Origin of the sequence: Lewinella sp. IMCC34191 (genome assembly GCF_003390935.1) — a bacterium.
Classification (GTDB): domain Bacteria; phylum Bacteroidota; class Bacteroidia; order Chitinophagales; family Saprospiraceae; genus Neolewinella.
This window is the reverse complement of the sequence record NZ_QNQZ01000001.1, coordinates 516,203-539,164: the sequence shown is the minus strand read 5'-3', so window position 1 is coordinate 539,164 and position 22,962 is coordinate 516,203. Positions and strand designations below refer to the sequence as shown.

Genomic DNA, 22,962 nt, shown 5'->3' with positions numbered 1-22,962 from the left:
TTAGTTCCGCAGGTGGATGGTACCTGATTTGTCCTTCAGGCTGCTTCCGGGCCGCTCACGGAATACCGAGATGATCTCGGCCACCACGCAGGCACTGATTTCCTCCGGCGTTTCGGCACCGATATCCAACCCGATCGGGGTGTACAGATTAGGGTAATCCAACAGGCTCATCCCGTGCTCGGCTCGAAGCTCCTCGTCCATCCGTCGGGCGCGCTTGCGTGGCCCGAGCAAACCCAGATAAGGCGGTGACTGCGGCAGGAACAGGCGAACCATATCCTTGTCGCGCTCCAGATCGTGGGACATGCAGGCGACGGCGGTATACGCATCTACGGTAAGCGAATCTGCTTCCTTGTAATCGTACAAACCATCCGCGGCGGCCGCCAGATGCTTATTGAACTTGCGACGCAGGCCGATGACGCTGCACCGCCAGCCAAGCTGTTTGGCGGCGTGGGCCATCGGGGGAATGTCGTAGTTGTCACCGACCACGATGAGATGCAGCTCGGGGCGCACCAACTCGTAAAGCCGCTGGTAGCTTCGGTCGTCGGCGTCGCGGTACTGTTTAACGGTACTGCGGCCGAGCGGCAGGTCGACGCTGTAGAGTGGCACCTCTTTTAGTTTGCCGCTAGGGACCTCGCCGTCGGGGCAGCTGACCACCTGCATGAGCAAGCGGGGTTGCCGCGTGTCGACAATGCCGCGGAGGACCTCCACCTGATTTTCCGGATCGTCGTAATCCAGGGGGACGAAGAGCACGTCGATGCGCCCGTTACAGCCCAGACCGATCCCGATCTCCCGGTCTTCCCCCTCGAGGGTATCGTATACCTGCTTGGACGGCGAGCCGCGGTGAATGGCCTTCTGCGCCCGCCGCAGGGCATCCCCCTCCAGGCATCCGCCGCTGATGCCCCCGGTATAGCGGCCGTCCGCCCCGACAATCAGCCGGGCGCCGATACGACGGTAGCTGGATCCGGCAATGGACACGACCGTAGCCAGCGCGCAGGGAGTCTTGGATTCCCGAAAGCTGTCGTACAGCTTAATAACGTTCCTGATCTCCTTCATAACGGCGGTAATCTTCGGGGGTGTCGATATCGAACAGGTCAAAATCGGGTTGGATCAAAGCTACGGGGAATGTACCGCCATTGAGCAGGCGCCCGGCACCTGTGTCCCCGTCCAGACGCGTCAATTGGTCGAAGTAGGGTTCGGGAAAGACGGCGGGCACGCCCGCGCGGCCGGCGTAAGCAGTGGCCGTAATACCATGACCGCCTTCGGAGTGACGGATCAAGGCGGACAAGTATTCCGGCGTAACCGCCGGCTGATCGGCCAGCATAACCAGAATTCTTTTTGGGCGGCGGTGCGCAGGTTTAATGATTTCCCGAACGCCGGTGGCTAATGAACTTCCTAGACCCTTTTGATAATCGGCATTATCTACTATGTTGACGGATAACCCATTAAGTTCGCCCATCACTTCACTCTTACGGGCACCCAACACCACGAATACCTCAGCGCTGTCCACGGCGAGGGCGGTTAGGGTAGCGTGACGCACCAGAGTCGTATTCCGCCAGGGAAGGAACTGCTTCGCTCGCCCCATGCGTTCCGAAGAACCCGCCGCCAGCACGATTACGGCTACCTTTTCGGCCATCCTAATCGATTTCGATGGTCAGGATAGGGGTAGCCGGGTCAATTTCCGAGGTGTCGACCGGACCGGGGCCCGCATTCATCCCGAGCCGGTACCGGAAAGGCGCTTTGGTAGCGAAAACCCTGGCTTCGATCTCGCTGCCTTTTACATCGACGACTCCCAACCGCTCGGTGAGCTCCCCAAAGGTATTGCCGACCCGTATCCCGTCTTGCGTTACGGCATCCGTGGACTCGATAATAATACTTTCGATGGTTCGCTCATCAGCGGAGTAGACGTAGCCGAGGGTGTCGCTACGTCTGCCCAGTATGTAGTAGACATCGAACTCTCCTTCCCCATTGACGAGCGTTCCGGGGGCTAGCCTATCCGAATAAGTCTCCAGAATATCACCCGGCCGCATATCCATGAAGCTACCGCTTCCGATCTCGTAAGGGTCGTCCGGGTCGACGTCGTAGATTGCGGTGTTTCCGGCGTTGGGATTCTCTACGGGGCGGGTTTCCGGGGTGGTGGGCGGTTTATCCGAACAGGCCCAGAGAAGCGGCAATAGCAGGAGTAATCGAATCATGCACGAAACTTTTGTGGCGGATGAAGCCTGACGAAGGAACGATTGTTGTGTAGCAAACGGCGTAAAGATGACCCGAAATTACCGCTCTATAGTGAGTGATACCTTTCTTATCGTACTGGGCGTAGCCTGCGCGGCCTTTGGCCTGGAAGGCTTTTTATTACCGAGTAATTTTATTGATGGTGGCGTTACCGGCATTTGCCTCTTGCTGAGACAGGTGACGGGTTGGCCGCTTTCGCTACTGTTGTTGGTGATCAACCTACCCTTTCTCTATCTCGCTATCCAGGTTATCGGGCGCCAGTTCGCGATCAAGACGGCCGTTGCGATCGTTTTGCTCGCCCTGACGCTTTACTTCGTCCATTTCCCCGAACTCACGGAGGATAAACTACTGGTTTCCGTCTTCGGTGGATTCTTCATAGGCACCGGAATCGGGCTGTCCATGCGGGGCGGCAGCGTGCTGGACGGGACGGAGGTCATGGCCATTTTCCTGAGCCGTAAGCTGGGCGTGAAGGTGAGTGACTGGGTCATCATGATCAACGTGGTCATCTTCTGCACGGCGGCCATGCTCCTTTCCGTCGAGCAGGCACTCTACAGCGTGCTGACCTATTTCGTGGCTTCCAAGGCGCTGGACTTCATCGTGGACGGCGTGGAGGAATACACCGGCATCTTTATCATCAGCCCGGAGAGCGAGGGCATCCGGGATGCGCTCATCACGCGTATCGGATGTGGCGTGACGCAGCTGCACGGACAGGGCGGTTTCGGCCCCTCGCCCGTGATCACCAATCAGCGGGTGCTCTACGTCGTAGTGACGCGACTGGAAATTCATAAGCTATTGAAGGTCGTCCGCGATATTGACGACAATGCCTTCGTGACGATGAACAGCATCAATGACGTCCACGGCGGCATGGTGAAGAAGCGGAAAATATAGTCGGTCTCCCCTACTCTTCTTCCTGCCGGTAGCTTTCCAGTTCCTCCTTGCTGTAGGCCAGCCGGGTGATCCGGTCGTAGAGCACGGGGACGAAGAAGATAGCCAAGCTGGTCACGGCGACTAATCCCCCAATGACCACGTAGCCAATCGTTTGACGGGAGTTGGCCCCCGCCCCACTAGCGGCGGCCAAGGGGATCATGCCGAAGACAAAGGTGGCACTGGTCATGAGAATGGGGCGCAAACGGGCGCGGGAAGCGTTTACCGTGGCCTCGCGAATTTTTTGTCCTGACTCCACGTTCTGCTTCGCGAACTCGACGATCAGGATGGCATTCTTCGCCGCCAGTCCCACGATAGTAATCAGGCCGATCTGCGCGTAGACGTTGTTGTCAATCTCCGGGAGCAGCCAAAGGGTCAGCAGGGCTCCGAAGATACCGGTGGGTGCCGCCATGAGTACGGAGAAGGGGACCGTCCAGCTTTCGTACAGGGCCACCAGGATGAGGAAGGCGAGAACGATGGAGAAGATGAAGATATAGATGGTGGTAGAACCGGACTCCGCCTGTTCTTTACTCAGGCCGGAGAATTCATAGCCGTACCCGGTGGGTAGCGATTCCGCTTCTTCCCGGAGGGCATCGAGCACCTGTCCGCTGCTGAAGCCCGCGGCGGCATTGCCGGTGATGCTGGCCGAGCGGAAGAGATTGTAGTGCGAGATCAACGGCGCGGTACTTTCCAATTCGTACGTCAGCAGGTTGGAAAGCGGTACCATCGTACCCTGGGTGTTTTCGACGTAGTACTCCGACAGGTCTTCGATCTCGGCCCGGTAGGCCGTGTCCGCCTGCGCGACGACGCGGAATGTGCGCCCGTAGAGGGTAAAGTCATTGATGTAGGAGCTTCCCAGGTATGTAGACAGCGTACTGTAAATGGAGTTAAGCGGCACGCCGAGCTGCTTGGCGCGTATGCGATCGACGGACAGTTGGTAACTCGGCGCCTGGGCCGTGAAAAAGCTGAAGGCGCCCGTGATTTCCTCCCGCTGATTGATCCGCCCGATGAACGCGTTCATGTTGGTTTCGAATTCCTGGATGGTGGCGTTGCCGGACCGGTCCTGGAGGATAAAGCTGAAGCCGGAGGTGCTGCCCAGGCCGGGGATCGGAGGCGGGGGTATGACCACCACCCGTGCATCGACGATGGTGCCGAAATACTGCTCCAATTTGCCCACCATGGCGAAGATGCCCTGGTCGTCATCCTTCCGCTCACCCCACGGCGTCAACTGTACGAAGATCGTTCCGGTGTTGGACCGCTCCGTGAAGGTGATGGCGTTCAGGCTGGCTACGGCAGTGTAGGATTCGATCTCGGGAACCGTGTCGAGGATGCCCATGATCTCTTCCATAACGCCCAGGGTACGGGAGTTAGCCGCGGCCTCCGGAAGCTCGAAGGTGACGAAAATCCGGCCCTCGTCTTCTGTGGGCACGAAGCCGGTGGGCTCGACCTGAAACAGTACGTAAGTGGCCACGATGATGCCTAATAGCAGCGCCAGGGCGATGTAGTAGTGCGTGAGAACCCAATCCAGGCCGCTGGCGTATCCGCGCTTCAGTTTCTCCAGTCCGCGGTTGAACGGTTTGAATACCTTTTCCAACCGGCCGGCCTGCTTCCGGTCGGTGCTGAACAGCATGACGGCGAGAGCGGGTGCCAGCGTAAGGGCCACCAATGACGATAAAAGGACAGCCACCGAGATGGTGATCGCGAACTGCTGGTACAGCTGGCCGGTCAGTCCGGTGATGAAGGCTACCGGCACGAAAATGGCCACGAGGATCAGCGAGGTAGTCACCACCGGCGTGGCCACATCGTCCAGCGCCGCCTCGGTTGCCTCCACCACGCTCATATCACCTTCCTCCAGCTTAGTCTGAATAGCCTCCACCACGACGATCGAATCGTCCACTACGATACCGATCGCCAGGACGAAGCCGAATAGCGTGAGGGTATTGATGTTGAAGCCCAGGGGGCTGAAGAAGATCAGCGCCCCGATGATCGATACGGGAATAGCCAGCAGCGGAATCACGGAAGCGCGCCACCGCTGTAGGAAGAGAAAGACGATAAAGGCTACGATGGCCAGGGCGATCAGCAGTGTATTAACGACCTCGCGGATAGACACCTCTACAACGGAGGCGGCTTCGTAGGGTACCTGATAGGATACGTCGGGCGGGAAGTCGGCCTTGAGCTCTTCCATGGCGGCGTAAACGCCCTTCGCCGTGGCCAGGGCATTACTGCCGGGGGCCTGGTACAGAATCAGGATCGACCCTTCCTCGTGGTTCACCAGCGACTGGTTGCCGTAGGAGAAGGTTCCCAGCTCGACCCTCCCGACATCCTTGATGCGGATCAGTGCCCCGGTTTCCGGGTCGGTTCGAATCACGATGTTCTCGAATTCCGAGACGCTTTCGAGGCGACCGTCCAGGAAGACCGTGTACTCAAAGGCCTGGCTGTCTCCCTGCGGCGGGGCACCCACCGATCCGGCGGCCACCTGCTGATTCTCGGCCCGTACGGCCTCGATCACGTCGGTAGGGGTAAGCCCTAACTGCGCCATTTGGTCTGGGTACAACCACAGGCGCATGCTGAAGTCCTTGGTCACCGCGAAGGCGTCGCCAATTCCTTCTACGCGCAACAGGCGGTCCTTAACGTAAATATTGGCGTAATTATCCAGAAACGCGGCGTCGTGGGTACCGTTGGGGGACTGCAACGCCACCAGCATGAACAGGCCGGGGTTGCGCTTCCGAACCGTCAGCCCGAGCCGGCGTACCGCCTCTGGCAGCGCCGGTTCGGCGATCCCCAGGCGGTTCTGTACGTCCAGCGCGGCGATATCGATGTCGGTGCCCAATTCGAAGGTCACGTCGATACCGACGACCCCGTTGTTCGTACTGTTGCTGGTGAGGTAGTCCATCCCCGGGGTGCCGTTCACCTGCACCTCGATCGGCGTCGTCACGGTTTGCTCCACGGTGCGCGAATCCGCCCCGATGTAGCTGCCGCTGATGGACACGCTGGGTGGCGTGATCTGCGGGAACTGAGTGATCGGCAGACTGATCAGCGATATGGTACCGACCAGCACGAGGACCAGGGATAGAACGATAGCCGCCTTGGGCCGGTAGACGAAAAATTTCAGCATGGGCGGGCTAGTTCTTGGCGGATTGGATACGTACGCGGCTGCTGTCCCGGATGGCCTTGAGCCCCTCGGCGATGATCGTGTCGCCCGCTTCCACCCCGTCTAAAATGATCTGCATGTCCCGTACCTGTTCTCCCGTCTTCACATTCTGCCGGAAGGCCATGCTGTCCTGTACCCGGTAGACGTAGAATTCCCCCATCTGCTCGGCCAGGGCCTGGGACGGTACGGTCAGCTGCCGGCCCGATTGCTGGTTCAGCACTTCGACGGAAACCGTCATACCGTTGCGCAGGATGTTGGCTTTGTTATCGAACTGCAGGCGTACCGTCAGGCTACCGGTACGGGAGTCGACGGTTTGTTCCGTGGCGTATATCTCGCCGGGGATGCCGTAGAGCGTCCCGTCGGGTAACCGGAGACGGAAGGTGGAATCCAGCTCGGCTGCCGACATGGCTTCAAAACGGGCGAAGCGGGGGATCTCCTGCTGCGGTAGCGCGAAATCTACGCCTACCGGTTCCTGCCGGGTGATCTCGGTCAGTACCGGGCTGCCCGGAGACACCTGGGTGCCGACTTTGGCACTACCCAGACCGGTGAGTCCGGTAAGGGGAGCGCGGATGGAGGCGTAATCCAATTGAGTTTGCGCGGAGTTGAGTTGGGCCTCCGCCTGGTTCAGTGCTTGCTGCCGGCTTTCGAGCTCGGCCTCCGACTGATCGAGTGTTTGGGTAGCGATGGCCTCCGCTTCGGCCAGACGACGGTAGCGGGCCACGTTCTTCTCGGCCAGCGCGACATTCGCGCGGGCCGCCTCGATACCGGCTTCGGCTTGATTCACTTCGGCCTGGTATTGGCGCACGTCGAAGGTGTACAGCCGCTGTCCCTTCACCACCCGTTCGCCATCCCGGAAGTGACGGGCGGTGATGTAGCCGCTTACCTGCGGACGGACCTCCACCCGCTCCAGCGGGGTTACGGTTCCGGGAAAGGACTCGTAAAAAACTAACTTCTGCTCCTCGACCTGGACCACCCGCACCGCGGTAGCCTGCTCTTTTGCCTGCGCTCCGCCGCCCGATTGTTCTTTCGACTCTCCTCCCCCACAGGAAAAGAAGAGCATCATCAGGATCAGGAGATTCAATTTCATAGTTCGGTTAGCTTAGAGGGTTCCGGCGGCGTAGCGCAATCCTACCCGGGCAAGGGCCGCGTCCAGCAGGCTGTTGATGACGGCCAGTCGCGCCTGCTGCAGGTCATTCTCCGCGATGATCACGCTCAGAAAAGTGGTGATCCCCTCCCGGTACTGCAGGTCGACAACCTCGTAAATCTCATTCGCCAGATCGACGTTCTCCCGCGCTACGGCGTAGGCGTTCGCGGCCTGGTCGAAGTTGTTGCGGGCAACCCGATACTCCAGCTCAACTTGATTCTCTACCGCCTGCAGATCGTACCGTAGTTGATCCCGCAGAACCGACTGGCGCTCGATCTGCCGGAACCGGCGCCCCCCGGTAAATAGCGGTACGCTGACGTTGACGCTCGCCAGGGAGTTAGGAAATACCCGATCGTACAGGTTACGGAGCTGGTTGCTTTGCCAGGTCAGGTTGTAGGTGCCGCCGAGGTAAAAGTCGGGCAGCCAGGCCTGACGATAAAAGAGGGCGTCCAGCGCAATCAGTCGGTCCTGGGCCAGTATCTGCCGGTATTCCACCCGTTGGTCAGGCCGCAGGACCGTGACCGTATCACTGAATACGGTTAATGTCAGCCGATCGATACTGTATTCCAACTCCAGCTCCCGCTCGTTGGGGTAACCCATCGCCTGCTTGAGCTCGGCCAGTCGCGTCCGGGTTTCGATGATGGTGTTCTGCAGTTCGAGCTTCGTCCGGTTGAGCGTGATGGTGGCCCGTTTGTAGTCCACCTTGTCGTTGAGGCCTTCCTCGAACAGGAGAACAGCGTCGCGGAGCGCCCGCTCTTGCCGGTCCACGTCGGCCTGCAGCAGACTCAGTTGTTCCCGGTTACGTACGACCTGGTAAAAGGCCCGGCTCACGCTTTCCCGCAGTTGAATCTCGACCGCTTCGATATCCAGTCGCGTGGCGTTTAACAGGGGTACCTGCCGACGCAGGGCCGCCGCAACCGTGGGGTTGTAGATCGTCTGCCGCGCCCCGATCGAAAGCGTGGAAGTATTGATCGTACCGACCTCCACCTCCCGCGTTTCCCCGCTCTCCGGATTTTCAAAGTCGGGAAAAATGGACACGGGTCGCTTAAAGTAATGCTGTAGGTCACCCGAGACAAACACCTCAGGGAACCACGAACTCAGTGCAATCTGATTATCCAATCCCGTAAGCCGAAGTTCCTCGCGCTGCGCCAACAGCTCCGGGGAGTTCGCTTCGGCGTAATCAATGCACGCTTCGAGCGTATAACTCTCCTGAGCCCGGTTCCAGGCGGGGAAACTTATAAGCAACCAAATGAAGAAAGCGCTACTGCGTGTAACCATACGTGCTGTCCGGGGTCCTGCCTGTCATGCTTGCGGCGTTCTGGAAGGCTAAATGGGTAGAGACAATTGTTGTTCAAAGGGCGGGGCAGCCGGGCATATTTAACAAAGGCAGGCACTAGGGTGTATTTCCCCTAGTACCAACCGTCTTGCATATGGCCTGCGCGCCGATTCTTTCCCTTGAGCCCCCCTCTCGTTTGCTGTTCCTTATCGTAAGTATGCTGATTATCTGCCAGCTCAGTGCTCAGGGAACCGTCGGGCCAGGCGGGGCATCCACCTACGTGGACGGGCAAGGCGTCATCCGCTGGAGTGGTTCCGATGAGGAGATCACCGGCTTTGGCGTCAACTATACGGTGCCCTTTGCCCACGCTTACCGCTCGGCGGAGCGGCTCGGACTGGAGCCTAAACGGATGATCGACCGCGACGTATACCACTTTTCCCGCTTGGGCTTCGATCTCTACCGGGTGCATGTTTGGGACACCGAGATCAGCGATACGCTCGGCAACTTGCTCGACAACGAGCACCTCGATGCCTTCGATTACCTGATTGCCGAACTCGGTAAGCGCGGCATCAATTACGTGCTCACCCCAATCGCCTACTGGGGCAACGGATGGCCCGAGCCGGACCGCCCGACGCCGGGCTTCTCCCATAAGTTCGGGAAGGCGGGCAGCCTGACTACGCCGGAAGCCATCCGCGCACAGGAGCGCTACCTCCGGCAATTCATGGAACACGTTAACCCCTATACGGGTGTTGCGTACGCGGACGATCCGAGACTGCTTGCCGTAGAAATCAGTAACGAGCCCCACCATGACGGGACGCCCGAAACCGTGACCGACTTCGTACGCCGTATGCGGGAGGCCGTGGAAGCCAGTGGAACGGAAAAACCCGTCTTCTACAACATCAGCCACAGCACCCACCTTATGGAGGCTTACTTCGCCGCGGATATCCGCGGCGGCACCTTTCAGTGGTATCCCACGGGGCTCGGCTATGGTAAGGCACTGCCGGGGAATGTCCTGCCTAACGTGGACCGGTACACGATACCCTTCGACAGCATCATCCGCGCGGCGGGAGGGGCGAAGATCGTTTACGAGTTCGACCCCGCGGACGTCAACTCGGCCTACCCCTACCCCGCCATGGCCCGATCGTTCCGGTCCGCGGGGATTCAGCTGGCGACCCACTTTTCCTACGACCCAACCTACCTGGCTGCGTACAACACGGAGTACAATACCCACTACATGAACCTCCTGTACGCCCCACAAAAGGCCATCGGACTGATGATCGCGGCCGAGGTGTTCCGGCAGGTGCCCCGCTACGCCGACTACGGTTCCTACCCCGCCGATACCACTTTCGATGCCTTTAGCGTGAGTTACGAACGCGACCTGGCGCTGCTGAATGACGGGACGCACTACTATTACAGCAACGATGTAAAGGATAGTCCCCGGATGCCGGACTCGCTAAGCAGCATAGCGGGTTTCGGCAGTTCTCCCCTGGTACGGTACGGGGGGACCGGAGCCTATTTCCTCGACCAGCTGGAGGAAGGGGTTTGGCGGCTGGAAGTCCTGCCGGACGCTTTGCAGATACGCGATGCTTACGGACGCAACAGTCTCGACAAGGTGGTCACGGTATTGCAGGAAAATATCCATGACATGACGCTCTCCCTACCCTCGCTGGATGGCTCATTCATGGTGCGTCCGATCAATGCGGGTAATGACTGGGCACCAGGCGTCCGGGAGCATCGGTTTGCTATCCGGCCCGGCGTTTACCTGTTGGGCGATTCCGGTCGCGTGGCGACCAGGGAGATGGACGCCCCCTGGGCCGGCGGACGCTTACGGGATTACGCGGGAACCGAGGGCACCGTCGACCGCGTCCATGTGGTACACAGCCCCCCGCCCGTCGTGCAGGCAATACCCTACACCGTTGCAGCGGACATCGTATCACCCGATTCGATAACCCGTGTCGAACTGGTTGCCCCGCTGGGCCCGCCCATCGAAATGAAGCGGACTTCCGGATTCACCTATTCGGCGACCGTCCCGATCGACCGGGTTAAACCCGGGGCCTTTACCTACTACATCAAGGTGACCACCCGTGATTCCGAGCGCACCTTTCCACCCGACGTCGACGGTGATCCCTACGAGTGGGATTTTTACCAGCGCACCCCTTATGAAACGCGGGTCGTGCCCGTAATGCACGACATTCGGCTTTTCGATGCGCACCGGGACCGGGACGCGCTGGTGCTCTCGCAATGGACAGACGGGCTGAGCCTACGTCCATCGGGGCCGGGCCTTGAGGATGAATTTCTAATCCGCCTTAGTAGTTTGGCTCGGGCCGGCAATGGTGGCGGTACCGATTCCGAGGCCAGTGATTACGCTATTCGCCACTATCTCAAACCGGTGCTGGGCGGCCTGCGCGGTCGGTGGATGTACCACGACAGTCTGGTTATCCGCGGCGAGTCGCTTTACGGGCAACCTCAGCCGATCGAAGTAGGCTTAACGCTGTCCGACGGATCGACCTTCGCGACCGTAGTGGATATCCCCGTAAACGTTGGAGAGGTCGTCGTAGCGCTGGCGGATCTGGAGCTCGCCCCGACCGTTTTGCTACCACGGCCTTATCCGGGTTTCCTACCCTATCTATTTGAAAGCCAACGCGATAAAGCCTTTGATTTGTCAGAGGTGGAAAGCTTACAGATACGGATCGGTCCCGGCCAATCCAATGACCAACTCGCGCAACCCCAGGGTTTGGGATTGATCAGCGTAGATATTCGCTAATCACCATTGGGGGCGAATGCCCGGTGCGTAAGGGTAAGACAGTGACTTGTAGTAGGCCAGATTATGCGCCGGCTCCGGCACGCCCGCGGGGATGGGCAGCCCCGACAGGCTCTGGAAATAGGCGATCGACGCATCCCGCCACCAGGCGGCTTCCCGCTGCTGTACCTGTAGGTACTGGCTGACTTCCCGGTGCCGGTCGCTGTCGACCTGACCTTCCAGGCCCGCCCACTGCTCCGCCAGCCATTGGGTGCCTTCGACCCCTTCCTGGTAGCTGCGACAAAGTTCGTCCCACAGCCGCTCCCCGTTCTGCATGTTCCAGTCCCAGGGCAGGTGGTGAAACCACAGCAGGTACTCCGGCGGGCAGGTCTTCGGATCCGCAAACATAGCTTGCACTTCCGGGGCGTACTGGGCCAGGGCATTGCTGCCCGATTCCGTCCGGTCAAAACCGATACCCATACTGTCCGCCCGGTTGTAGTAAGCCGGGTTCCATTCCGGCCGCCCGAGGTTCGCTACCCATGGCCCGGGGCCGTAGTGGTGCCCGGTGGCCATCTGATGGGTCAGGCCGAGGGGGGTCATGTAGTTTACGCAGATCTCCCGCGAGGCAAGTAGCATCTCGACGATGGTATTCGTCGCCGATTCGTCGCCATCGTAGGTGAGCGTAGCCCATTCTTCGTAGATCTCCTTGGCCGTCAGGCTCGGCTGCCAGGCCGTTCGGCCGAAGGCGTACCAGTCAGCCTGGTTGAACGGGTGGCCGGTCCAATTACGGTCGGTACCGATATTGGCAACACCGGCCAGGCCGGCGACGGTCGAGGCCACGGTCGTTCCCTTGCCATCCTGGTAGGTATCGGCATCCAGCGTTTCGGTGAACATGGGCGCCAGGCCGACCAGGTGCGTTCCCTGTCCCAGGTATTCCTTGGTGATTTGGAGTTCCAGCAGGAGCGGCGTCTCGGGTGTCGCGCCGAAGAGCGGACTGAAAGGTTCGCGTGGCTGAAAGTCAATGGGGCCGTTCTTGACCTGCACGAGTACGTTATCGCGGAACTTTCCGTCAAGCGGCACGAACTCTTCGTATGCCTGCATCGCCCGGTCGGCTTCCGGGTCGCTGTTGTAGACGAAAGCCCGCCACATTACGATACCACCGTGCGGTTCCAGGGCCTCGGCCAGCATATTGGCACCCTCGGCATGGCTGCGCCCGTATTCCCGGGGGCCTGGTTGCCCCTCGCTGTTCGCCTTAACGACGAAGCCACCGAAGTCGGGGATCCGTTCGTAGATCTCGTTTACTTTTTCCGTCCACCAAGACTTGACGGCCGGGTCCAAGGGGTCGGCGGTTTCCAATCCACCCAGTTCCATGGGAGAGCTGAAACGGGCCGTGAGGTACAGTTTGATGCCGTAGGCACGGAACACCTCCGCCAGGGCGGCGGCTTTCTCCTGGTAATCCGGGCGGAAGATCAGGGAATTGGCGTTTACGTTCGTCACGACGCTCCCGTTGATGCCCACCGAGGCGCAGGCCCGCGCGTAGTCGATATAGCGCTGATCGATTATCTCCGGCAGCGTATGCCATTCGAAGATGGAGAATCCGGCGTAGCCCCTCTCCACGGTGCCGTCCAGATTGTCCCAGTGGTTCAGGATGCGAATGGCCTTGCGGGGTGCCTCGGCGACTGAAACGCCATCGAGCGACTCCCCCGATTGTACCAGCCGCAGCAGGTGGAATACCCCGTACAGAAAGCCGGCATCGTCGCTGGCCGATAGCACGATGCCATCGTCCGCATCTTCTATCCGGTACCCTTCAGCCGCTACCTCGTCGCTGCCGACGCGTTGTAAGCTCAGGCTAGCGCCTTCAGAATTTTGGGCGGCGCGCGCAGGATAAATGCTTTCCCCTAAAAGGCCGCCGAGTCCGCGCCGAAGTTCACTCATGGCCGACTGCATGATCGCGGTGGTCGTGTCCACTTCTCCCGTCCGAAACGTCCGCAGCTGATCCAGGTAGGCGGTGCGGAGGTCTTCGTTCGCGATGCGATCGTAGCGTAACCACAGCCGATACCCGTCCTCCGCGAGGAGCGAGCCGGTGGTTAGCAGACAGAAAACAAGAAGGGAAAGATATTTCAGCATGATTCGAACGCGGTTAATTCTGCCAAAGTAACACAATCCATTGCGTAAGGCTACCTCAATGGCTAAGCGGCAGCCGTTTGGTTCAATTAGTGACATGTTATGGTTTGGCTCAACGGGGTTTATGGGAACTCACGTAGCTGAATACTTCCCGCACCACCTTACGCTTGACTTCCCGTTGCCGCTCGCGGTCCATGTACTTCAGGCGGAACTGAAACTTCACTTCCATATAGTCCTTCTTCACCTCCACGATCTTGAGCAGATAGCTATTGGGCTCGATCAGGTCGCTGTAGCCACGGATGCATTCGATAAGATCCCGCTCGAGCTCGTTGACGTCCGTGATAGCCTTGATGTCCATCTCGAAGTCGATGCTGAGCAAACGGACGTCGCGCCGGGTGTAATTGATGATCTCGCTGGTGTAGATCTTCCCGTTTGGCAGAATAACGACGTCGTCATTATCATTCAGGATCTTAACCTTCAGCAATCCGATGTCGGTTACCCGGCCGCGGTAGGTGTAGAAGCGGACGTAATCCCCAACCTCGAAAACATCGGTGAAACTGTAGTAGATACCGACGATGAGATCGTTCACGAAGTCTTTCGACACGATCGCGATTGCCGCCGCTACCAGACTCAGGCCGGTAAAGAGCGCCGTAAAATCAATGCCGATCAGGGAAAAAACGGTAAATACCACTACCCCGCCGATGAGGAGTTTACGGATGTTCTCCACTCCGTAGATGAAGTTCTTGGCCCCCCTTCGCTTGGCGTAGTTCTGCCGCTGATACAACCACTTGATGAAGCGGGTGACCACGTTCAGTACGGCGACCGTCATGACGAAGTACAACAGGACGCGCCAGAACTGCGGCGTACCCGGCGCGTACAGCAAGCGATCGTCGAAGTGGATCAGGTAGATACCGGCTAGGAGAATACAGATCTCCAGGCTCGCCAAAATCAACGTACCGGTAAGACTACGGTCCTTCATTCACTATTCTTTACCGCGGGGCCCGCTATCAATTCAGCGCCACTTCTTGTAGGCGTTGATCAGTCCGTTCGTGGAGCTATCGTGCGATTGCACCTTGTCCTCACCTTCGAGTTCCGGGAGGATAGCCTTGGCCAACTGCTTGCCCAGCTCTACTCCCCACTGATCGAAACTATAAATGTTCCAGATGATGCCCTGAACGAAGATCTTATGCTCGTAAAGGGCGATCAGCTGACCCAAGGTATAGGGCGTAATTTTCTTGACGAGGAGGCTATTCGTTGGTTGGTTGCCGTCGAACACCTTGAAAGGCACCAATTCGGCGATCCGTTCGTCGCCCATTCCGTCGGCCTTCAGTTCCTGCTCTACCTGGGCGGCGGTTTTGCCATTCATGAGTGCTTCCGTCTGGGCGAAGAAGTTGCTCAGCAGGATCGCGTGGTGCTCGCCCATCGGGTTATGCGATACAGCGGGGGCGATGAAATCGCAGGGGATGACCCGCGTGCCCTGGTGAATTAGCTGATAGAAGGCATGCTGGCCGTTCGTGCCGGGTTCTCCCCAGATGATGGGTCCGGTCTGGTAATCCTCGATCGGTTCGCCATCGCGGTCTACGCTCTTTCCATTGCTCTCCATATTACCCTGCTGGAAATAGGCCGCGAACCGGTGCATATACTGGTCGTAGGGAAGAATGGCTTCCGTTTCCGCTTCCCAGAAGTTATTGTACCAGATTCCGATCAGGGCGAGTTTCACGGGCAGGTTTTCCTCCAGCGGGGCGTGGCGGAAGTGGCGATCCATGGAGTGAAGACCATCCAGTAATTCGGCGAAACGGTCGAAGCCGATGGTCAGCGCGATACTCATCCCGATGCTGCTGGACAGGCTGTAGCGACCGCCGACCCAGTCCCAGAAGCCGAACATATTTTCTTCCGCGATGCCGAAGTCCTTCACGCCTTCCGCATTGGTTGACAGGGCAACGAAGTGCTTGGCCACATCCTCCTGGCTGCCGCCCTGGTCCAGGAACCACTGCCGGGCGCTCCGGGCATTGGTCATGGTTTCCTGGGTGGTAAAGGTCTTGGAAGCAATCAGGAAGAGCGTCGTTTCCGGATCCACCTTTTTAAGCGTTTCGGCTAGGTGGGTGCCGTCGATGTTGGATACGAAGTACACTTCCCGGCCGTCTATCCAGTAGGGCTTCAGGGCTTCGGTAACCATCACGGGACCGAGATCGGAGCCGCCGATGCCGATGTTGACCACCTGGGTGAGCGGTTTGCCGGTGTAGCCCGTGTGTTCCCCGCCGTGGAGGCGGCCCGAGAAAGCTTTCATCCGGTCGAGTACTTCCTTGACTTCCGGCATGACATCTTCGCCGTCGACCATAATAGCTTGACCGTCGCGGTTGCGAAGGGCGACGTGCAGCACGGCCCGCTGTTCGGTTCCGTTAATGACCTCGCCGGTAAACATCTTTTCGGTGGCCTCCTTGATGCCGCAGTCTTCGGCCAGGCGGTAGAGTAGTTCGAGGGTTTCCTGGGTAATGATATTCTTGGAATAATCGAGCAGGATGTCCTCAAATTGCTGGCTGAAAGTAGCAAAGCGATCGGGATCCTGGGCGAAGAGGTCCTTCATGTGCCGCTGCTGCATTTCGTGGGCATGCATTTCCAGCTCTTTCCAGGCCAAAGTTTTCGTGGGATTGAGGTTGTGCAGCATATCGATTGATTTTGCCACTAGATACGGATAGCTGGCCCGATTGTGCGGTCGGAACCAAAAAGTCACTCTCGGCACGCCAAGCGTTAAGGGATCGTAGATAAGCGCCCGAATTATGAACACCTTTACATAGCCCACGTTGGAATAATGAACACAAGCCGGGTCGCCCCGGCCGCTCGCTTTCTATAAACCAACCAACCGAAAATGAAAAACTTATTCTCTTACTTTGCCGCTATTCTGGCTATCGTCGCGTTCCTCCCCGTGAGTATGTCCGCGCAGGACCAGGATATGAACAGCGGAGACCAGACTATTCTGGAGGTCGCCCAAAGCAACGGTGATCTGACCATTTTAACCCGCGCCATCCAGGCTGCCGGACTGACCGACGCCCTCTCCGGTGAAGGCCCCTTTACGGTCTTTGCTCCGGTCGACCAGGCTTTTTACGGACTACCCGAAGGTGTCCTTTCCGCGCTGACCAAGGCTGAAAACCGCGAGGCGCTCATCGATATCCTGAAGTACCACGTCGCCGAAGGTGAACTCACCGCCGACGCCGTTACGTCGGGAATTGAAGGCGCTAGCGACGGTATGCTTGCCGCCGAAACCATGAACGGGGAGCTCAGTGCTATGCTGGAAGGCGACGGTGTTGCCCTGAAGGACGCCGCCGGCCGGACCGTTATGGTAACTCAGACCGATATCATGGCCTCGAATGGTGTTATCCACCTTATTGACGGCGTACTGCTTCCCGAAGGTGTTGATCTTGACGCCCTGACCGCGGGTGCGGAAATGGCCGATACCGAAGGTGCCATGGAAGAAGCCGGTGAGGCAGTCGACAACGCCGCCGATGCGACTGCGGACGCCGCCAGTTCTGCTTACAATGAAGCCGAAGAAGCTGTAGAAAGCGCCGCTGATGCTACGGCCAACGCCGCCGAAGAAGCTTACGGGGAAACCAAGGAAGCCGTTACCGGTGTCATGGATTCCGATGAGGAAATGATGGAAGAAGATCAGGACGGTGTACGTGCCGTTGGCAGCGATGTCAACTACTCCAGCGCCCCCGATGCCACCATCGTTGAGGTAGCTTCTGAAAACAGCGACTTTTCGACTCTCGTTAGCGCGATCGAATCCGCCGACTTGGTCGACGTTCTGAATAGCGAAAGCGGATTTACCGTATTTGCCCCTACCAACGCCGCCTTTGAAAAGGTTCCCGCCGACAAGCGCAGCGAACTGATGGCTTCCGGCAACCAGGAAATGCTCCAGGGATTGCTGAAGTACCACGTAGTTGCTTCGCGCATCGACGCTGCCAGTCTGATGAAGGCCATCGAAAAAAGTAATGGCTACTTCCGTATCCAGACCATTGGCGGAGAAAGCCTGATTGCTTCCATGCAGGACGGCAATGTTATTCTGACCGACGGAAACGGCGAATACGCTACCGTCACCCAGACCGATGTTGAAGCCAGCAATGGTTTGATTCACGCAATCGACGGTGTCCTTACTCCCCGGATGTAAACACTGTTTCAATAAATTTTAAAGGCTGCCATCCCCCCGGATGGCAGCCTTTTTTTTTGCTGTTGCCCTCCATCGGATAGCAGCCCTTAACTTAGGCGGTCATAATCCCGAAGAATGCGTCTCGTTCCCATAATCTTTGCCCTTTTAAGTATACTTTCTACCCGCGCTCCGGCGCAAAATTATCAGCCCACTTCCGCCGACGACCGACAGGCTGGCTATAGCCAGCGGGAGACGCTGCTGGAATCTTCCCCGCTAAAGGGCCTAAATTTCACCAATATCGGCCCCAGCATCATGAGCGGCCGGGTAGCGGATGTGGCGGTGGACCCCGCTGATGCCACTCACTTCTACGTGGGATATGCCAGCGGCGGCCTCTGGGAAACCCGCGATAACGGAAGTACATATACCCCACTATTCGATAAGGAGTCCGTCATGACCGTGGGCGACCTGGACGTTCACTGGGCAAGTGGGACTATCTACGTCGGAACCGGCGAAGTCAACAGCAGCCGGAGTTCCTACGCAGGCGACGGCGTTTACCGCAGCGATGACGGAGGGAAAACCTGGCAACATCTCGGCCTGGAGGAAACGCACCATATCGGTCGCACCATCGTAGACCAGGCGGATCCTGACCGCGTATGGGTGGCCGCACTCGGCCACCTTTATGGCCCGAATGCAGCACGTGGGGTGTACGTGACGACCGACGGTGGCGCTAGCTGGAATAAAACGCTTTTCGTCAACGATAGCACCGGTGCAGTCGACCTGGTCCGGGATCCCCGCAATCCGGAAGAACTTTTCGCCGCCACCTGGGAACGGGAACGTAAAGCCTGGAACTTCGTGGAAAGTGGTCCGGGAAGCGCGATCTACCACAGCAGTGACGGCGGTCAAAACTGGACCCGTCTCAGCACTGAGAACAGTGGCTTTCCTACCGGCCAGGGTGTTGGTCGAATTGGACTAGCTATTAGCTACGATGACGATGACGTCCGCCATCTGTATGCCAGCCTGGATAATTACTTCCTGCGGGAATCCTCATCGGAAGAAGAAGATAAGCTGACCAAGAACCAGGTACGGGAGATGCCGACCGAGGATCTGCTTCGGCTGGAGACCTATTTGCTGGAGGACTTCCTCCGCTCGAATGGCTTTCCCCGCGAGCTGGACGCCGCGACCGTCCGGCAGCGCATGGAGGACGGTGAGCTCAGTCCCCTGCAGTTGGTGCAGTATCTCGAAGACGCGAACGCCGACCTCTTCGATACGCCGGTAAAGGGGTTTGAGCTATACCATAGCACCGATGACGGACAGCGCTGGTCACGAACCCACGAGGATTACATCGACGGCGTCTACTACAGCTACGGTTACTACTTCGGCCAGATCGCCGTCCACCCGGAAGACCCCTCCACGATTTACGCGATGGGGGTACCGATCATAAAATCCATGGACGGGGGCGAGACCTGGAAGGGAGCGAACGGGGCTAACGTCCACTCCGACCATCATTATATGTGGATCAACCCCGACACCCCCCGGCACCTGATCAACGGGAACGACGGTGGGATCAACATTAGTTATAACGGTGGCGAGAGCTGGCTAAAGAGTAACGTTCCTCCCCTCGGGCAATTCTACGCGGTGGCCGTTGACAATCACCCTGACGGCTACCGGGTATACGGCGGGCTGCAGGACAACGGTACCTGGAGGGGGCCGCACGACTACGAAGCGAGCAACGGCTGGCAGCAGGATGGCGATTACCCCTACGACGCGCTTATGGGTGGTGACGGCATGCAGGTAGAGGTCGATCCACGCGACAATGAAACGGCCTACGTCGGCTTTCAATTCGGAAACTATTTCCGGGTCAACCAAAAGCAGGGTGAACGGAAACTCATCACGCCAAAGCACGAGCTGGGTGAGCGACCTTACCGCTGGAACTGGCAAGCGCCCATCCTGATCAGCCCGCACCAGCCCGACATCTTCTATATGGGCTCGAACTTCCTGCACCGCAGCTTTAACCGGGGTGACGATTTCGAAAAAATCAGCCCGGACCTGACGGGGGGCGGACGCTTCGGTGACGTAGCCTACGGTACGCTGACCACCATATCGGAAAGCCCGGTACGCTTCGGTTTGCTGTATACCGGCAGCGACGACGGCCACGTGCACCGCAGTACCGACGGCGGGGGTAATTGGGACCCGATCGATAGCGGTTTACCGAAAGATCTCTGGGTCAGCCGCGTCTACGCCAGTCACGCCGACGAGCAGGTCGTCTACCTTTCGCTGAACGGCTACCGGGACGATAACTTCGAAAGCTACGTCTACCGGAGTACCAACCGGGGAGACAGCTGGTCGCGGATCGGTAATGATCTTCCCGCGGAGCCGGTGAACGTCATTAAGGAGGACCCCCTCAACCCTGCCCTCCTCTACGTAGGCACCGATCACGGATTGTACGTCAGCCTGGATACGGGAAGCACCTTCTCGGCCGTAACCGATTTACCGGCGGTAGCCGTGCACGATGTCGTGGTGCAGACGCAGGCGAAGGATCTGATCGTCGGCACCCACGGGCGCAGCCTCTACCGGGCAAACGTGGAGATGCTGCAGTCTTTGGCCGGAAAAACCGATCCCGTCCTGACCGTTGCCGCCGTCGAACCCCAACGGTACTCTTCCCGCTACGGATCGGCTAGCTGGTTCCGGGAAGATACCGGCCCGGAAGTACGGGTGCAGATTTATAGTCCGAAAGCGGACGACGACGCCACGCTGTCCGTACGGAGTAAGGATGGAAAGGAATGGTCGCAGCAGGAGATCAAGCTTCAACGGGGATTAAACACCGTGACCTACGACCTAACCTTCCCGGCGGGCAAAGCCGGCGAAATGGAGGCTCGACTAAATGACGATCGCAAAGACGATGAGAAGCCCGTCGTAGTGGAAGCCGCCGAAAACGGAGCATATTACCTGCGCCCCGGCAGCTACCAGCTTTCGGTAGAAGCCAACGGGGAAACCGTCTCCACCGATCTGGAGGTCAAATAGGCCGGGTTACGTGCGGTGAACCGCGGCGAAATCCTCCCTACCCATTCCGGCGGCTTTGGCCCGACCGTAGATCTCGCGTGCAAGGGCGGCCAGGAGAGCGGGTTGGTCTTTTTCGTAAGCGGTTTCCACGATGAGGTTGAGATCCTTATGCATCAGTTCCAATGGGAAGGAGGCATCCCCGAAATCATCGCTCTTCATCATGGAGACTTTACCCTGCACGAAGGGTGCGATTACCGGCAGACCGGGCAGGGTGTCGTAAAGGAAGTCCCGGTCCATACCCATGGCCTCCCCCATTTTTATGGCCTCGGAGAAAACCAGCATCGACTGCGCCAGCATACCGTTGACCAGAATTTTGAGCGCCGCTCCCCTATCGGCTTCCGGGCCTACGTGTACGATGGCCGAGGAGTAGGTTTCCAGTACGGACCGTACTTCGTCCAGTGTGGATTTAGCTCCCCCCACCAGGACACGTAATGTTCCGGCGGCGGCAGGCTCCCGGGTTCCAGCTACCGGAATGCCGAGGTAGCGGCATCCGTGAGTTTGCGCCCACTCCGAGGACTGGCGCGCAAAAGCCGGACTAACCGTTGAAGAATCGGCCCAGATGGAGTCTTCGGGCATTGCCTGTAGTACGCCTCCGTCGATCATAACTTCCCGAACCGCTGCGGGGGTGGCCAGCATGGTGATGACCAAGTCGGCAGAAGCGACGGCCTGCTCGGGCGAGTCGGCCACGGTGACTCCGGCCTCCTCAAATTCCCTGGCTGGACCGGGCGAGCGGTTCCATACGGTAAGGGAAAATCCACCGTCCAATATGTGGCGGGCCATGCGGCTGCCCATGATTCCGAGACCTAAAAATGTAACTTTCATCTGAAGCTGATTTTCCACGAATACTCGCTGATTGCTGCTTAAATACAGGAATCAGCGTTCCCGCTAAAGAACGCTGATTTCTGGCACGCTAGAATATAGCAGGCCTGTCACAGACCCGCAGGCGATCAGGGCTTAAGCACCACCTTGATACAACCGTCCTCCTTGGCGCGGAACTTCTTGTACATCTCCGGTGCGTTTTCGAGCGGTTCGGTGTGGGTGATGAGGAAGCTCGGATCGATCTCCCCGGCCTCGATCTTGTCGAGGAGGGGCTGCAGGTAGCGCTGTACGTGGGTTTGACCCATTTTGAAGGTAAGTCCCTTATTCATCGCCGGTCCCATAGGGATGGTTGCCGTAGAGCCGTACACGCCGGGAATGGAAAGGGTACCTCCTTTCCGGCATGCGATGATGGCTTGCTGTAGTACGTAGGGGTGGTCGGATTGCAGGTGCGCCGTCTGCTTGAGCTTGTCGGCGGCGGCACTGACCATGTTCGACGCATGCGATTCCGCACCCACGGCATCAATACAACGATCGGGGCCACGGCCACCGGTCATTTCAATGAGTTCCTGGGCGACATCGTCCACTTTAGAAAAATCGATGATCTCCACGTTGCACTGCTCCTTGGCCATCTTGAGACGCTCGGGTACCTGATCGATCGCGATCACCCGGCCGGCACCCATCATCCAGGCACTCTTCATGGTAAACAGTCCTACGGGACCGCATCCCCAAATAGCGACGGTATCGCCTTCCTGGATCTGCGCATTCTCGGCGGCCATGTAGCCGGTCGGGAAAATATCCGAAAGGAAAAGGACCTTTTCATCTGGCAGGTCGCTTTCAATCTTCACGGTTCCCAGGTCGGCGTAGGGAACCCGGAGGAATTCGGCCTGGCCGCCGGGAATGCCACCCAGTAAGTGGGAATAGCCATACACGGCCGCGGGCGAATGTCCCATAACGGCCGCTGCATTTTCGGGTTTTGGATTGGAGTTGTCGCAGAGGCTGTACAGTTTTTCCTCGCAGAACCAGCAGTGCCCGCAGGAGATCGTAAAGGACACGACCACGCGGTCTCCCTTCTTGATATTCTTAACGTCGGACCCGACTTCTTCCACGATGCCCATCGGCTCGTGGCCGATGATATCGCCGGCTTTCATTTTGGCGATGAAACCATCGTATAGGTGGAGATCCGAACCGCAGATGGCGGTAGAGGTGATGCGAATGATCGCGTCGGTAGGTTTTTCAATGCGGGGATCGGGATGGGTGTCAACGCGGACGTCGCCCTGTCCGTGATAAGTCAATGCTCTCATAGTACTTGCTTTCCTACCTTACCAGGTAGGACCCGAAGTAGTTCGTCAGCCAG

Annotated in this window: 15 protein-coding genes; 4 read left to right on the top strand and 11 right to left on the bottom strand. The window is 58.5% G+C overall.

Annotated elements, in window-relative coordinates:
* From DRW39_RS02100 to DRW39_RS02090, 3 genes are read right to left on the bottom strand one after another with little or no spacing between them, the layout of a single operon-like run.
* Window positions 1-1,053, bottom strand: coding sequence for an XdhC family protein (locus DRW39_RS02100; protein WP_116105325.1), 1,053 nt, complete (start codon window positions 1,051-1,053; stop codon window positions 1-3).
* Window positions 1,028-1,633, bottom strand: coding sequence for an NTP transferase domain-containing protein (locus DRW39_RS02095; RefSeq protein WP_116105324.1), 606 nt, complete (start codon window positions 1,631-1,633; stop codon window positions 1,028-1,030). The genes DRW39_RS02100 and DRW39_RS02095 overlap by 26 nt, the downstream gene beginning before the upstream one ends.
* A gap of 1 nt (window position 1,634) precedes the next feature.
* Window positions 1,635-2,192, bottom strand: a complete 558-nt coding sequence (locus tag DRW39_RS02090; RefSeq protein WP_116105323.1) for a hypothetical protein — start codon at window positions 2,190-2,192, stop codon at window positions 1,635-1,637.
* Window positions 2,193-2,283: 91 nt separating this feature from the next.
* On the opposite strand from DRW39_RS02090, the gene DRW39_RS02085 reads away from it, so the two are divergent.
* Window positions 2,284-3,117: a YitT family protein gene (locus DRW39_RS02085; protein WP_232830040.1), complete on the top strand. Its 834-nt coding sequence runs from the start codon at window positions 2,284-2,286 to the stop codon at window positions 3,115-3,117.
* 10 nt (window positions 3,118-3,127) lie between these two features.
* Here the strand turns inward: DRW39_RS02085 and DRW39_RS02080 are convergent, their stop codons facing one another.
* From DRW39_RS02080 to DRW39_RS02070, 3 genes are read right to left on the bottom strand one after another with little or no spacing between them, the layout of a single operon-like run.
* The gene (locus tag DRW39_RS02080) at window positions 3,128-6,268 is read right to left on the bottom strand and encodes an efflux RND transporter permease subunit (RefSeq protein ID WP_116105321.1); all 3,141 of its coding nucleotides are present in this window, start codon (window positions 6,266-6,268) and stop codon (window positions 3,128-3,130) included.
* Between the two features lie 7 nt (window positions 6,269-6,275).
* Window positions 6,276-7,391 carry an efflux RND transporter periplasmic adaptor subunit gene (locus DRW39_RS02075; RefSeq protein WP_116105320.1) on the bottom strand — a complete coding sequence of 372 codons (1,116 nt, stop codon included), beginning with the start codon at window positions 7,389-7,391 and terminating at the stop codon, window positions 6,276-6,278.
* 12 nt (window positions 7,392-7,403) lie between these two features.
* Window positions 7,404-8,693 carry a TolC family protein gene (locus DRW39_RS02070; RefSeq protein ID WP_198664755.1) on the bottom strand — a complete coding sequence of 430 codons (1,290 nt, stop codon included), beginning with the start codon at window positions 8,691-8,693 and terminating at the stop codon, window positions 7,404-7,406.
* A gap of 248 nt (window positions 8,694-8,941) precedes the next feature.
* On the opposite strand from DRW39_RS02070, the gene DRW39_RS02065 reads away from it, so the two are divergent.
* Window positions 8,942-11,488, top strand: coding sequence for a hypothetical protein (locus tag DRW39_RS02065; RefSeq protein ID WP_116105318.1), 2,547 nt, complete (start codon window positions 8,942-8,944; stop codon window positions 11,486-11,488).
* Here DRW39_RS02065 and DRW39_RS02060 read toward each other — a convergent pair whose 3' ends face one another.
* The 3 genes from DRW39_RS02060 to pgi form a co-directional block, all read right to left on the bottom strand.
* The gene (locus DRW39_RS02060; RefSeq protein WP_116105317.1) at window positions 11,489-13,591 is read right to left on the bottom strand and encodes an alpha-glucuronidase family glycosyl hydrolase; all 2,103 of its coding nucleotides are present in this window, start codon (window positions 13,589-13,591) and stop codon (window positions 11,489-11,491) included.
* A 109-nt stretch (window positions 13,592-13,700) separates the two neighbouring features.
* Window positions 13,701-14,567 (bottom strand): mechanosensitive ion channel family protein, encoded by an 867-nt coding sequence (locus DRW39_RS02055; protein ID WP_116105316.1) that lies wholly within the window; start codon window positions 14,565-14,567, stop codon window positions 13,701-13,703.
* Window positions 14,568-14,600: 33 nt separating this feature from the next.
* Window positions 14,601-16,253 (bottom strand): glucose-6-phosphate isomerase, encoded by a 1,653-nt coding sequence (gene pgi / locus DRW39_RS02050; protein WP_116105315.1) that lies wholly within the window; start codon window positions 16,251-16,253, stop codon window positions 14,601-14,603.
* Window positions 16,254-16,454: 201 nt separating this feature from the next.
* Here pgi and DRW39_RS02045 point away from each other — a divergent pair, with 201 nt between their 5' ends.
* Both DRW39_RS02045 and DRW39_RS02040 read left to right on the top strand, forming a co-directional pair.
* Window positions 16,455-17,750, top strand: coding sequence for a fasciclin domain-containing protein (locus DRW39_RS02045; RefSeq protein WP_116105314.1), 1,296 nt, complete (start codon window positions 16,455-16,457; stop codon window positions 17,748-17,750).
* A gap of 114 nt (window positions 17,751-17,864) precedes the next feature.
* On the top strand, window positions 17,865-20,750 hold the full coding sequence (locus DRW39_RS02040; RefSeq protein ID WP_116105313.1) for a WD40/YVTN/BNR-like repeat-containing protein: 2,886 nt from the start codon (window positions 17,865-17,867) through the stop codon (window positions 20,748-20,750).
* A 6-nt stretch (window positions 20,751-20,756) separates the two neighbouring features.
* On the opposite strand, the gene DRW39_RS02035 is transcribed toward DRW39_RS02040, so the two are convergent.
* Entirely contained in the window at window positions 20,757-21,611 is an 855-nt protein-coding gene (locus tag DRW39_RS02035) for an NAD(P)-dependent oxidoreductase (RefSeq protein ID WP_116105808.1), read from the bottom strand.
* A gap of 125 nt (window positions 21,612-21,736) precedes the next feature.
* Window positions 21,737-22,909, bottom strand: a complete 1,173-nt coding sequence (locus DRW39_RS02030) for a zinc-dependent alcohol dehydrogenase (protein ID WP_116105312.1) — start codon at window positions 22,907-22,909, stop codon at window positions 21,737-21,739.
* Window positions 22,910-22,962 lie beyond the last annotated feature (53 nt).